The 14,901-nt window shown below is 34.1% G+C and carries 8 protein-coding genes; 1 reads left to right on the top strand and 7 read right to left on the bottom strand.

Annotation, left to right across the window (positions count from 1 at the left end; all coding sequences use genetic code 11):
• Positions 1-476 precede the first annotated feature (476 nt).
• The 6 genes from B0E44_RS08995 to B0E44_RS08970 all read right to left on the bottom strand — a co-directional run bounded on the left by B0E44_RS08995 (position 477) and on the right by B0E44_RS08970 (position 10,990).
• A complete protein-coding gene (locus tag B0E44_RS08995) occupies positions 477-4,652 on the bottom strand; it encodes a hybrid sensor histidine kinase/response regulator transcription factor (RefSeq protein ID WP_254423274.1) in 4,176 nt (1,391 codons plus the stop codon).
• A 248-nt stretch (positions 4,653-4,900) separates the two neighbouring features.
• Positions 4,901-5,860 carry a transketolase family protein gene (locus tag B0E44_RS08990; protein ID WP_077373287.1) on the bottom strand — a complete coding sequence of 320 codons (960 nt, stop codon included), beginning with the start codon at positions 5,858-5,860 and terminating at the stop codon, positions 4,901-4,903.
• A gap of 111 nt (positions 5,861-5,971) precedes the next feature.
• Positions 5,972-6,814: a transketolase gene (locus B0E44_RS08985; RefSeq protein ID WP_077373284.1), complete on the bottom strand. Its 843-nt coding sequence runs from the start codon at positions 6,812-6,814 to the stop codon at positions 5,972-5,974.
• 2 nt (positions 6,815-6,816) lie between these two features.
• The gene (gene fsa, locus B0E44_RS08980) at positions 6,817-7,470 is read right to left on the bottom strand and encodes a fructose-6-phosphate aldolase (RefSeq protein ID WP_077373269.1); all 654 of its coding nucleotides are present in this window, start codon (positions 7,468-7,470) and stop codon (positions 6,817-6,819) included.
• 700 nt (positions 7,471-8,170) lie between these two features.
• Positions 8,171-9,499 (bottom strand): xylose isomerase, encoded by a 1,329-nt coding sequence (xylA, locus tag B0E44_RS08975; RefSeq protein ID WP_077373266.1) that lies wholly within the window; start codon positions 9,497-9,499, stop codon positions 8,171-8,173.
• A gap of 6 nt (positions 9,500-9,505) precedes the next feature.
• Positions 9,506-10,990: a xylulokinase gene (locus tag B0E44_RS08970; RefSeq protein WP_077373263.1), complete on the bottom strand. Its 1,485-nt coding sequence runs from the start codon at positions 10,988-10,990 to the stop codon at positions 9,506-9,508.
• Between the two features lie 803 nt (positions 10,991-11,793).
• Here B0E44_RS08970 and B0E44_RS08965 point away from each other — a divergent pair.
• Positions 11,794-12,816: a LacI family DNA-binding transcriptional regulator gene (locus tag B0E44_RS08965; protein ID WP_077373260.1), complete on the top strand. Its 1,023-nt coding sequence runs from the start codon at positions 11,794-11,796 to the stop codon at positions 12,814-12,816.
• A 139-nt stretch (positions 12,817-12,955) separates the two neighbouring features.
• On the opposite strand, the gene B0E44_RS08960 is transcribed toward B0E44_RS08965, so the two are convergent.
• A complete protein-coding gene (locus B0E44_RS08960; RefSeq protein ID WP_077373257.1) occupies positions 12,956-14,881 on the bottom strand; it encodes an alpha/beta hydrolase-fold protein in 1,926 nt (641 codons plus the stop codon).
• Positions 14,882-14,901: the final 20 nt, after the last annotated feature.

Genomic DNA, 14,901 nt, shown 5'->3' with positions numbered 1-14,901 from the left:
GTACAGATGTTGCAAAAATTAACACATTTGTAGCATAAACGCCCATAAAAACTAGATTTTCACGACATTACGCTTTTTCACTTGTTTATCCCAATAATTTATCACTTTATCAATACATTTTATTTATTATTTTATTATGTAAAAAAATAAAGTATTTTTTTTTCATTATTAATAATTATGAAAAACGCATATTTTTTCTGAATTAAGATTTCGATATCAAAAAATCAAAAGGAAAAGAACCTGATTGTTTTTTTGATTTTAAGCATCGTTTTAATTATTGATTAAATCAATTATTAATTTGATCTTTAAGCTTTATAGAAACTGGAATGCTTTTTAATTTCCTTCCTATTTGCTTTAATCTTGTCATATGTAAATCAAGTAGTAGCATTTCAAAATTTAACTTTGCTTTCGGAAATTCAAAGCCAAAAAAAAAGAGAGCTCAAAATGAGCTCTCTTTATAATTTTAAAAAATATGTCTAATCTAAATCATCTGTTTCTTTTACTATTTGAGTAGGGAGATGGCCGTATTTAGATTTATAACATTTTGTAAAATAAGAAGCAGACGTAAAACCTACTTTATAACTTATTTCATTGATATTATTATTTCCTAATTGAATCAATTCTTTTGCTTTTTCAAGGCGTACGTTTCTAATAAATTCATTTGCCGAAACTCCGGTCAATGTTTTTATTTTTCGATACAATTGACTTCTGCTTAAAAATGTATTGGAAGCAAGAACCTCAACACTCAAATCAGGTTCACTTATGTTTTCGTGAATGTAATTAAGCGTTTTTTGAATAAAATCATTATCCAGAGTGGTTGTCTTCTCTTTTGCATTTTTTGTAATTCCCTTATAGAATTTATTAAACATTATTTGTCTGCTGTTGATCAACTGACACAAACTGGATTTTAACACATCCATGTCAAATGGTTTGCTCATGTACATATCGGCGCCTGAATCAATTCCTTCCAATCTGTCTTGCACTAACGCTTTCGCAGAGAGCATCAATAGCGGAATATGACTTGTTTTTATATCGGCTTTTACACTTTTACACAATTCAAGTCCATTCATGACAGGCATAATAACATCGGTCAAAATTAAATCTGGTAATTTCTGCTTGGCTAATTCAAATCCTTTTTTACCATTTTCGGCAACAATTACTTTATAGGTTTTCTTTAACTCATCTTTTAGATAATTTCTCAATTCTGTATTATCTTCAACAATCAAAACGGTGTGCACTTTATCAATCTCTATTGTTGCTGGAACAAACTCTTCACTATTTTTTGTTTCATGCACTATATTTTCTCGAAGAGTCAGTTGGTATTCCTCGTCTACTATTTCAAAATCTTTATAATATTCATTCCCTAATGGAAACACGACAGTAAATGTGGTTCCCACGCCTAATATACTGTCAACTTCAATTTTTCCCTTATGCAACTCTACAAACCCACGAACTACTTCAAGACCAATCCCAGTACTACCATAATAGGTTTTATTCAAATTATTGACCTGATAAAAACGATCAAAAATTCTTTTAATATCCTTCTTATTCAATCCAGCTCCCGTATCTTCAATAGCAATTTCAAATGTTTCTACATCATCTTGACTATCTGCCAATGGCAAATAAGACAATTTTTGGCTGGCATTAATTCTAACACTTATCGTACCATTATCTGCAGTTACTTTGAAAGCATTGGATATTATATTGAAGATAATCTTTTCAAACATTTTAGGATCCAACCAATCGTACAAAGTCTCAACATTAGATTCAAACTTCAAATCAATATGGCGACTTGAGGCTTCTTCTTCAAAATAACTGACTATGTTTTTGGTAAAATTAACAACCTCAATTTGCTGCACATGCAAAGTCATTTTATTGAATTGCAGTTTATTAAAATCCATTAACTCATTAATTAACCTTGAAAGTCTATCCGAACTTTTATGAATAATTTGAAGTTTATTCATTACCTCATTTGGCAAACCAAAACTCTTATTTTTAATTATATCTTCCAATGGATTAATAATCAAAGTAAGAGGAGTTCTAAACTCATGAGATATATTTGTAAAAAACTGAAGTTTTTTCTCGTTCAATCTTTCAACTTGAATCGTTTTCTCTCTTTCAAACTGAATGGCCTGTTTTTCCTGAAATCTTTTTTGAAGGTGTTTTTTCAAAAAATAACTACCAATTACAATACTTAAAATATAAAATAAATAAGCCCAGATAGATTTCCAGAAAGGCGGTAATACCTTTATATGCAATTGCAACGGTTCCTTGTTCCATGCACCACCTCTATCGGCTGATTTTACATTGAATACATAATCTCCAGAAGGCAAATTGGTATAAGTAGCCGCTCTTTTACTGCCTACAAAATTCCAATCATTCTCAAAACCTTCTAAAAAATAAGCATACTCATTTTTTCCAGGATGTGAAAAATTTAACCCAACATATTCTATTGTAAAAACGGATTGATTGTGATTCAAAACCAAAGTATCTGTTTCCGAAATAACTTTAGACAAAGGAGAATCTTCATCAGTAAGACTTACCGATTTATTAAAAAGCTTAAAATCACTAAAATAAAGCGACGGTTCTTTCTTGTTTTTTAAAATTTGTTTTGGGTTAAAATAATTCAATCCTTCATAACTCCCAAAATACAAATCCCCTTCTTCATCTTTTAAAACAGAATTATTATTATAATCATTCCCCAAAAGCCCATCAACAATAGTGAAATTAAGAGCTACGTGGTTTTTCAAATCAATTTTGGTAATACCTGCTTTTCCACTTATCCATATAACCCCAACTTTATCTTGAATGATTGCTGCTACTGATTTTTCAGTCAATCCTTTTAAATTATAATACCAATCAAATTTATCATTTTTCGGATTGTAACTAAATAGTCCTGCTCCATCGGTACCAATCCATATTTGGTTGTTTTTTGATTCATACAAAGACAAAACGGTTTGCGTTTTTTGCATACTTTTGTATTTCATCATTTTGTTCTTCATCGGCTGGACAGTGAATTTAAAATTGGCATCATGTGTCACCCGAAACAATCCTTGAGTAGAACCAATCCAAATCACATCTTTTGAATCGACCAAAACTTTTCGAATATCTCCATCTGTTAACCCTTGTTTTGCAAATAGCTTAAAATCGCAGTGATAAAATTTATTTTCTGCTGGATTGTAATAATGTAATCCCTTTAAATAAGTCCCAATCCAAATTATCCCTTTTGAATCTTCGGAAAAACTCAACATCCGATTTGAAGTTATTCCTTTTGTATTATTGGTGTCAAAATTCACAAAACTATTGGATCCTTTTTTTAGAAAATAAATTCCTTCATTCCAACTCCCAACCCATACATTCTCTTTACTGTCAATAAAGACAGTTTGAATATCATCATTTTTTAATCCGGAAATATATGAGCTGTTTTTGCTGTTTATATGCTTAAAGCTTTTGGTGGTGGGATTATATACATCAACACCACCGCCTTCCATACTAATCCATAAATTTCCAGATTTATCTTTGGCAATACCTGTTACAGAACCAGTTTGAAGCGCATTTGGATAATTAGTACGCTCACTGCCTATTACATTAAATTTGCTGTACAATTTATCAAAAACATCAACTCCTTTATTGTAATACCCCAGCCACACTCTATTTTCCTTATCTGAATATAATGACCAAATAGAATTTGATTTTAAACTATTGATTACTGCATTATTGTATTCATACTTTTTAATGACATTTCCTTTATTACTTATCAAAAATAAACCGTCATTTTCTGTAGCACATAAAATAGAATTATCTTCAAGATTCAATATTGACATTATTCTCTTTTTTGTAATAGAGAAATTCTCTTGGGTAAAATCATTTTGATTTATGGTGATTTTTTTCAATCCATCATAAAAAGAACCCAACCACAAATTTTGATTTTTATCGACAACAACGGATTCAATATATTCGGGTGCCAATTGTTGTCCTGACTTATTTACAACCTTCTTGACAAGGTTACCATTGTATTCCAAGACCTTTAAACCATAACTGGTTCCAAAATAAATAACTCCTTTTTTATTTTTGGCCAAACAATTAATTTGGTAATCGTCATTGGAAGTAACATCCGATTTGATAAATGAAACACTGTGCGTTTTTAAATTTAACCTAAAGACCCCATATTCATAGGTTCCCAAAATTAAATTTCCAAAATTATCCTGAATAATACTTTTTACACCAATACTATTCTTGCAACTCTTTAAATATCCAACTTTTAGACTGATACTCTCAAATTTATTAAGCTCTCGATTGTAAAAACAAATTCCTTGATCGGTTCCTATCCATAATGTGTTATTGAGGTCAACATAAGTACTGTAAATTAAATTACTATTAATGGAACCTTGTTTTTGCCAATCAAATTCAAATGCAGTATAGTTTATACCATCATATTTATACAATCCCGCTCCATAAGTACCTATCCACATATACCCATAACGATCTTGGGTGATACAGGTAACGGCTCTTTTGGAAATCCCTTCTTTTATACTAATAAATTGATAGCCCTCAAAATTTTTTTGAGAGAACAGTTGATTTACCGGAAGGAAACCAATTATAAAAAGTAATTGAACTAACCCGAATATATGTGATAACTTTTTTGATTCCAAATTAGATGGTGTTTTATATTCAAATATAGAAAATTACAATGCAAGCTTGTGGATTTTTATTGAATTCTTAAAATCATTTTACTAAAAAATAACAAAGAAACAGATTTACTGATCATAATTATTTTTCATACTACAACTTTGCCCATTCAAATGGAGAATTATATAAATAATGGCAACATATTTCAACAGTTCCATTCCATTGCCATTTCTAATTACAAAAAAATCTAATCTGCCATCGTTTAAGAATCTTACTTTTGTTTACGCTGCATTACTTTTTGCACAGCTTTGACAATTGCTTCACTATTTAATTCATATTTTTCCATCAATTGTGCTGGGGTGCCGCTTTCGCCAAAAGTATCTTTGGTGGCAATATACTCTTGTGGAGTAGGCCGATTTAATGACAATAATCCCGCAATGCTTTCACCGAGTCCTCCAAGATAATTGTGTTCTTCGCAGGTTACGATACAACCTGTTTTAGCCACCGATTTTAAAATCGCTTCATCATCTAATGGTTTAATGGTGTGGATATTGATAATTTCGGCATCGATTCCTAACTTTTCAAGTGCTTCGCCAGCCAAAATAGCTTCCCAAACCAAATGTCCCGTTGCTACAATAGTTACATCTGCACCTTCATTAATCATAACTGCTTTACCGACTTCAAATTTTTGATCTTCTGGCGTAAAAACTGGAATAACAGGGCGTCCAAAACGCAAATAAACCGGTCCCTCATAATCGGCTATGGCGATGGTAGCCGCTTTAGTCTGATTGTAATCACAGGTATTGATTACGGTCATTCCTGGCAGCATTTTCATCAATCCAATATCTTCCAATATTTGATGGGTGGCTCCGTCTTCTCCCAAGGTCAAACCAGCATGTGAAGCACAAATTTTTACATTCTTATCCGAGTAAGCGATAGATTGGCGAATTTGGTCGTACACTCTTCCTGTAGAAAAATTGGCAAAAGTTCCCGTAAATGGTATTTTCCCACCAATAGTCATACCAGCTGCGATACACATCATATTAGCTTCGGCAATTCCCACTTGAACAAAACGCTCCGGATTTTCCTCTATAAATTTTTCCATTTTAAGTGATCCGATAAGATCTGCACACAAAGCCACAACATTTGGATTAGTACGTCCCAACTCGGCAAGACCGGCACCGAAACCACTTCTAGTATCTTTTTGTTCTGTATAGGTATATTTTTTCATTGTTCCTCCCCCAACCCCTCCGAAGGAGGGGAGTTCCTATTGGGGTAAATAGGTTTTTATGTTAAATTAATTTAGTTTTCACTAATTCATTCCCCTTCAGGGGTTAGGGAGTTAATAGTCTCCTAAAGTTTCTGGATTTTGTCCCAATGCATTTGCTAATTGGTCATTATTCGGAGCTTTCCCGTGCCAAGCATGCGTGTACATCATAAAATCGACACCATGTCCCATGATAGTGTGAAGCAATACACAAACTGGTTTTCCTTTTCCTGTTTTAGACTTCGCTTCTTCCATTCCTTTGATTATGGCTTCTACATTATTTCCTTCTTTAATCTCTACAACATCCCAATCAAAGGCTTCAAATTTGGCTTTCAAACTACCCATATTCAAGACTTTATCCGTAGGCCCGTCAATTTGTTGTCCGTTAAAGTCTATTGTAGCAATGTAGTTATCAATTTTTTTGGCCGAAGCAAACATTATGGCTTCCCAGTTTTGACCTTCCTGCAATTCCCCATCTCCATGTAAACTATAAACCAAATTTGAGTCATTATTTAACTTTTTGGTCAAAGCCGTTCCTATCGAAACTGACATTCCTTGCCCCAATGAACCAGAAGCAATTCTAATTCCTTCCAGCCCTTCATGTGTAGTGGGATGTCCTTGTAGCCTTGAATTCAACAATCTGAAACTGTTTAATTCTTCAACAGGAAAATATCCTTTTCTAGCCAAAACACTATAAAATACTGGCGAAATATGCCCATTAGACAAGAAAAAAACATCCTCATGGAGTCCGTTCATATCAAAGCCCTCTTTCAATTCCATTATTTCATTATACAATGTCACCATAAACTCTGTACAGCCCAAAGAACCTCCCGGATGTCCCGAGTTTACTTTGTGTACCATTCTCAAAATATCCCTTCTGGTTTGGGATACTATATCTTGTAATTTACTGATTTCCATACTTAGTTTCCTTTTTGGTAATCGGCCAAAAACTGTGCTAATCCGCTATCGGTCAATGGGTGTTTCAATAATCCGGTAATTGAGGATAAAGGCCCTGTCATCACATCCGATCCTAGTTTGGCACAATTAATAACATGCATTGTATTTCGAACCGAAGCCGATAAAATTTGTGTCCCAAAATCATAATTGTCATATACCTGTCTGATTTCGGCAATCAATCCCATTCCATCTGTACAAATATCATCCAGCCTTCCTAAAAATGGAGACACATATGTCGCACCCGCTTTGGCAGCCAACAATGCTTGTCCTACCGAAAAAACCAATGTTACATTGGTTCTGATCCCTTTATCCGAAAAATATTTACACGCTTTAACTCCGGCAGCAATCATAGGCAGTTTTACCACAATTTGCGGATGCAAAGCTGCCAACTCTTCGCCTTGACGAACCATTCCTTCATAATCTGTCGCAATCACCTCTGCCGAAACATCTCCATCAACAATATTACAAATCGCAACATAATGTTTCAAAATATTATCTGCACCAGTAATTCCTTCTTTGGCCATCAACGACGGATTGGTCGTTACGCCATCTAATACTCCCAAGGCCTGAGCCTCTGCAATTTCACTTAAATTCGCTGTATCAATAAAAAATTTCATTTCAATTTATTTTATTCCCTGTTCAAAAGGGAGTTATTTACTATTTTATTCAACCAACCCTTTTGAGTGTGGTCCTATTTAAAAAAAAAATAGGCCAACTCACAATACGCTTATTTTGCCTCTTTTATAATATGGTCGGGTTATCCATGCTCCTTTGGCAGCTTATTCCAAACACAATACACTGAAATTCAATAAAATTTTGCTTGGCCTTTATACATAGAATCGCCATATCCAGCAACTAGAAAAACTAGATAATCGCAAACTAGTAATGTTTTCATTGGCTTTTTTGGGTGTATTGGGTAGTTATTTTTTCATTTAAAAAACAACAGAAAGGAAATATTTATCAAAAACCGTATAATAACCTTAAAAACGATTGATTATTTTAAGGTTTAAGACAAAAAAAGCAAAAGCGTACCGAGGTCAATTTAATTAACCAAATTCAAAAAATCTCGATACTGCTTTTTGCTCAACTCAACTCAACTTAACTTAACTTAACTTTAATGCTATACATCTGTACCCATTCAAATCACTATTATTAGCAAAAGTGATTAGCCATTAGTGATGACCAAAAGCAGAATTATTCACACAACACTTTTGGCAAGCTCTTCTGTTGTTAGTTTGATGCAATCAAAATCAAAATAACAACCTAAGACTATCTCTAACGGCTATCACTAAACACTCAAAATAGGTTGTTGGTTATTTATATGTATTGGTTGATGATATTCTCAAAAAGCTCTTGTTTACCGCTTTGTAAATTCAGCTCGCCATTATCTTGGGCAATTTTATACAAATCTTTCAAGCTCAATTTTCCTTCTTCAAATGCTTTTCCGTTTCCTGAATCGAAAGAACTGTAACGCTGTGTTCTTAATTTGTCATAAGGAGAAGAAGTAATAATTTTGTCTGCTGTCAATAATGCTCTTGCAAAGGTATCGGCTCCGCCAATGTGCGCTAAGAATACATCTTCCATATCGGTAGAGTTTCTTCTAATTTTAGCATCAAAATTCACTCCGCCGCCTTGAAGTCCACCAGCTTTTAGGAAAACTAACATAGCCTCAGTAACTTCCTGAATACTATTTGGAAATTGGTCTGTATCCCATCCGTTTTGGTAATCTCCTCTATTAGCATCCAAACTTCCTAACATTCCAGCTTTGGCAGCCACTTCAATTTCGTGTTGAAAAGTGTGCTGAGCCAATGTAGCGTGATTCACTTCAATATTCATTTTAAAGTCTTTCTCTAAACCATATTTATGCAAAAAACCAATAGCTGTAGCACTGTCGAAATCATATTGATGTTTCATTGGCTCCATTGGTTTTGGCTCGATAAAGAAAGTTCCTTTAAATCCTTGCGCTCTTGCATAATCTCTGGCCTGAATCAAAAATTGTCCCATGTGGTCTAATTCTCTTCCCATATCCGTGTTCAATAACGTCATATACCCTTCACGTCCACCCCAAAACACATAGTTTTCTCCTCCCAATGCAATGGTAGCATCCAAGGCCAATTTTACTTGACCACCTGCTCTAGCCACAACATTAAAATCTGGATTGGTAGCTGCACCGTTCATATATCTTGGGTTTGAAAAACAATTTGCTGTTCCCCAAAGCAATTTCACTCCTGAAGCGGCTTGCTTTTCTTTCAAATAGTCTGTAATGGTAGCCAATCTGCTTTCTGATTCTGCGAAAGTGGCTCCTTCTCTAACTAAGTCATAATCGTGAAAACAGTAATAATCAAATCCCATTTTGGTAATAAATTCAAATGCAGCATCGGCTTTTTCTTTTGCCGCTGCGATGGCATCGGTAGGCTGATCCCAAGCAAAATGCTGGGTTCCTGGTCCAAACGGATCAGAACCTTGACCACAGAAAGTGTGCCAATAAGCGATTGAAAATTTAAAGTGTTCACGCATTGTTTTTCCAGCTACGATTTGGTCTGGATTGTAGTATTTAAAAGCCAATGGATTATCTGAATCCTTCCCTTCAAACTGAATTTCCCCAATTCCTTTGTAATATTCTTTATTTCCTAAAATAATGCTCATCTTCTTTTATTTTTTTGTTAGTATTAATTCTAATTCTTTTTTCCAATTATTGTAAGCTTCCAGATATGGTTCGTTATTTTTCAAAGGCATGTATGTCATCACATGGTCATTCTTGATAATATTTTCACCAAATTTTTCAAAATCACCATCCAAAAGCCCAACTGCTCTAGCCGCACCAACGGATCCCGTAGTATTGTATATTTCAATCTCGTGCCCAATCAATGTTGCTACCGTATTCGAAAAAATTTCAGATCGAAACAAGTTGTCATTTCCGGCTCGAATTACCTTAATCTCAGTATTGTCATTTTTCATGATTTCCATACCGTAAACAAATGAAAATGCAATTCCTTCAAGCGCTGCCCTGTACAAATGACCGTGACTGTGTTTGTTTAAATTTAAATTCAAAAAATGAGTCCCCACGTTTTTGTTGTTCAGCATACGCTCTGCTCCATTCCCAAAAGGAATAACTACAACTCCATCTGATCCAACAGGAATTTTAGACGCTTTACGGTTCATATTCTCGTAAGAATCAACCACGCTATGATTGCGCAACCATCGGTATTGTATTCCAGCTCCATTAATGCACAACAATTTCCCTACGATAGGTTGCTCCTGTGTATAATTTACATGAACAAAACTGTTTACCCTAGAAATTTCTTTAGAGTTTAATTTATCGGTAACAGCATACAAAACTCCTGATGTACCTCCAGTTGCAGCCACTTCACCCGGTTTAAAAATATTCAAAGACAACGCATTATTGGACTGGTCACCTGCGCGATACACCACTGGAATACCAATAGGAAGACCCGATTCTTTTGAAGCTTTGTCGCTCAATTCGCCTTGGTTTGTAAAATTATCAACCAAGTCTGGTGTCAAAGCTGTGTCAATTCCGTAGTAATCCAATAAAAAATCGGCTACCTTATTTTCTTTGTAATCCCAAAGAATCCCTTCGGATAAACTGTTTCGGGTAGATACTATTTTGCCTGTAAGTTTAAAAGCAATAAAATCACCCGGCAACATGAATTTGTAGATGTTTTTATAAATTTCAGGCTCGTTATCCTTTACCCACTTCAATTTGGAAGCCGTAAAATTTCCTGGAGAATTTAACAAATGAGTTGCACATTTCTCTTGTCCAATTTCTTCAAAAGCTTTATCTCCTATTGCTACTGCCCTGCTGTCACACCATATTATGGCATTGCGTAAAGCAGTACCTTCTTTATCTACGACAACTAATCCGTGCATTTGATACGATATCCCGATACCCGAAATTTTTGAAGCATCAATATTCGCTTCTTTAATGGCACGCTTGGTAGCCGTACAAATATATTCCCACCAAAGTTCAGGATCTTGTTCAGCCCAATCCTTATGAAAAGCAATTATAGCCATTTCATCAGCAGGTTCATGCAGGGCAATAATTTTTTCACCTGTAATAGCATCAACCAAAGCCACTTTGACCGAAGAACTTCCTATATCATATCCTATATAGTACATGTATTATTATTTAATTGTTATTGTTTAATTGTTATGATTACGGAGTATAATAGATTTCTTAAATAACTAAACACAATGGATTGTCATACATTCTTTCACTTTCATTGTTTTGCTCAAAAGCACCGATCTCATCAAAAAAAATGTGCTTTTTATAACTCTTCTGAATTAAAAACAACAAATTCCTCCCAGTCTTAGACCGCTTAAAACACAGACTATAAGACAGTAATAAAACTATAAAGATCACGATACCAAAAACAAGAAAAAAAAGAAATCCTATCTCCATTCCAAATGATTAAATGTATTGTTAAACTTATTCCAGCATCACTAAACTTCAATTGTGTATTATTAAAATTTCTAATGATAAAATTACATTATTCATTATTATTTCAATAAAAAAAGAATAAATATCTACTTTTTAAACAAGAACATAATAAAATTGCAAACCCAAAAACAACACCCAACAAACTCAACATAATCAAGGCTTTAAAAGCACCTATTCTTTAAAAAACCCTTTTTTCTTCTATTACTTAAAGGTTTAAGTAACTTTTCAAAATAAAGTAATTACAAAACAAATGCTCATTGACAAACTAACCAAAACTCTTATAAAAACACAACCGATTGTATTTTAAAAATAAGTATTACCTTCAAAAAAACATAAAATCGACTTCAACTGCTACCTAAACGATAAATCTGTAATAAAAACATCAATTTAAACACTATCTAATTTGGATTCAAAATCAAAAATGTATCAAGAAATTAATTTAAATTAGCCCTCAACATAAAATAACCAAACCATACACAAAATGAATAATAGAATTACATTAAAAAAAATTGCTGCAGAGTTTAATGTATCTATTGCAACTGTTTCTAAGGCACTAAATGACAGCCATGAAATCAGTCTAAAAACCAAAGAAAAAATACAGGAGTTTGCCAAAAGACATCATTACAAACCCAACAAAATAGCTTTGAGCTTGCTCAATAAAAAAACCAAAACCTTGGGTGTTATTATTCCCAACATCATGAATAGCTTTTTTACCGAAGTTTTTGTTGGTATCGAAGAAAAAGCGACCGAATTAGGTTATAATCTAATTTCCTGTATTTCTAATGAGTCTCACGACAAAGAGGTAAACACAGTCGAATTATTAAAAAGTGGCACTATTGACGGTTTTATAGTATCCATAGCCGAAGAAACCCAAATCAATAAAAATTTCAGCCACTTCAATGACGCTATAAATGAAGGTGTTCCCATCGTACTATTCGACAGAGTAACCGACGAAATAGAATGTGACAAAGTAATTGTAAACGATTTTGAAGGCGCCAGACATGCCACAGATCACCTCATCAAAACGGGTTGCAAAAAAATAGCATTAGTTTCCATAATCGATAATTTAAGCGTAGGTAAATTAAGGGTTGAAGGTTACAAACAAGCACTCTTAGATCATAACATCCCTATCAATGAAAAAATCATTGTGCGATTAAATAAAAAAGAAGACCTCGAAACCTCGATGAAAATTGTTCTATCCGACAAATCTATAGACGGCTTATTGTGTCTGGAAGAAAGTTCTGCCATTCAATCTTTACAATTAATTAAATCCATGAATTACAAAATTCCTGAGGAAATGTCCATTATTTGTTTTACCAATGGAAAATTACCACAACATGTTACCCCAACTATAACTACCATAAGTCAACATGGTAAATACATTGGAGAGATGGCAACAAAAATGCTGGTTGATCGCTTGGAAAGCAAAAGCGAATTGGAGTTTACCACCAAAATAATAAAAACCAGCTTAATAGAAAGAGGAACAACTTTTTCTTTGAAATGAGGCCTTTATTTAATGTAAGATTCAAATTGATTAGCCACAAATCACACTAATTAACATTAATTTGTTTGATTTGTGGCTAAACTTTTTTTATAAACTAAAGGCAAATAAGCACCTATTTTTAAACTATATCTGTGACCTTTTACCTAAACAACAATGGTGCGAACATAAATAAATCATGTCTCCAAACAGGCCAGTTATGCCCACCTGAATATTCACTGTATTTGTATTTAATACCCATTTCATCAAATTTAGCCATCATTATTTTACAATTCTCATAAGCAATATCTTCCTTGCCTCCCATTGAAATCCAAAATTCTTTAATATTTGAATTAATTGCTGCAGCATTATTTTTCATAAACTCATATTGAGGTCCTGATAAATCTGAATTATTTGCCCACCAGCCTGAGCTAAATACACCTATACTGGAAAACATATCCGAATTTTTAACACCAGCATAAAGCGTCTGCAGTCCGCCCATCGATAAACCGGCTAAAGCCCTGTTTTTAGCATCTGCTGCTACTTTAAAATTACTTTCTACAAATGGTATTGCTCCCATTTTTAATTCATTTTCAAAAGCTTTAAGCGCATCTTCATTGAAGCCTGCAACTCCTCTTGCACTTCCCATATTTCCGTCAAGCATTGCAATCACCATTGGTTTTGATTTATTTTCGGCTATTAAATTGTCCAAAATTAAATTAGCCTTGCCTTGTGTAGCCCATCCTCTCTGATCTTCCCCTCCACCGTGCAGCAGATATAAAACCGGATATTTTTCAGTAGAATTTTCATAACCCGGCGGTGTGTATACATACATTTCACGCCATGAATTAGTAGCTTTTGAAAAATATTTTTTAATTCTAATATCACCATGCGGAACATTATTTAAAGCATAAAAATCTCCTTCTTTATTTGGAATTTCAATACCGCTGGCCATTCGTCCCATGCCATAGAAACTTTCGCTTGACGGATCAGCAACAGCCACACCGTCAATAAGCAGTGAATAATAATTAAATCCTTTGTTTATAACATCGGTAGTTACATTCCAATTTCCCTCTTCATCTTTTATCATGTCATACTTTTTACCTAAATCAATCTGCACTTTAGCTGCTTCTGGTGCCTTAACTTTAAATACTACTCGGTTATCCGGCAATATTTGAGGATATTTAGCATTACGGATATTCGTTTCTGCCGGCGTTCCCAGAATCGTATATTTTGCAAAACCTGTCGGATCTACCGGCTTAAACAAAAACTGGGAGAACATATACAAACCGTTTTTCCATACCTTAAAATCATGAACTCCGGGTTCAATATAATAGATATGAGGCACATCTTTTTTATACAAATAATCGTGTGTGCGTTTACTATTACTAATAAGCCAATCATTGTCGCCACAGGAAATCCAAAGCAGTTTTAATTTCTTTTTAGCTTCTTCAGGATTAGGAATCAGCTCTTGTGGCATCTTGGTATTTGGTGCCGATGAAAATCCACCTACCCAGGCAAATTTATCTAAATTCCCCAATCCGAAATTTAATGACTGTCCTCCGCCCATAGATAAACCTGCAATAGCGCGGTGTTCTCTGTCTTTGAGAATTGGATATTTTTTTTCGATAAAAGGAATTAAGTCATTTAATAAATCCTTTTCAAAAGTCGAAAAAGCCTGTACTTTATCGGGAGCCATTATATTTCCCGTGGCACTGTCATCTTTCATTGCCCGGCCGTTTGGCATCACAACGATCATAGGCTCTACCTTACCTTCTGAGTATAGATTGTCTAATATCACCTGCGGACTGCCTCCGTTTAGCCATTCTTTTTCGTCACCGCCTATTCCGTGCAGTAAATATAAAACCGGGTATTTTTTATTTTTACTAAACCCCGGCGGAGTATATACAGTAACTTTTCTGATAGTGCCAACGGTTTTAGAGCTATATTCTAAACTCTCAATTTTCCCGTTTGTAATTCCTGTTCGAACCTGGTCAAAACCCTTTGGCCCTTCTTTTTCTATATTTTGTGCCAATAAACTGCTGGTCATAACAACCATCGCAAGAATTGACAAGAGATTTTTTTTCATCTTAAATATCTTTTTAAATT

This window comes from Flavobacterium sp. A45 (assembly GCF_002001005.1).
Lineage (GTDB): Bacteria > Bacteroidota > Bacteroidia > Flavobacteriales > Flavobacteriaceae > Flavobacterium.
The sequence above is the reverse complement of the archived record's forward strand: the minus strand, read 5'-3'. Positions and strand labels throughout refer to the sequence as shown.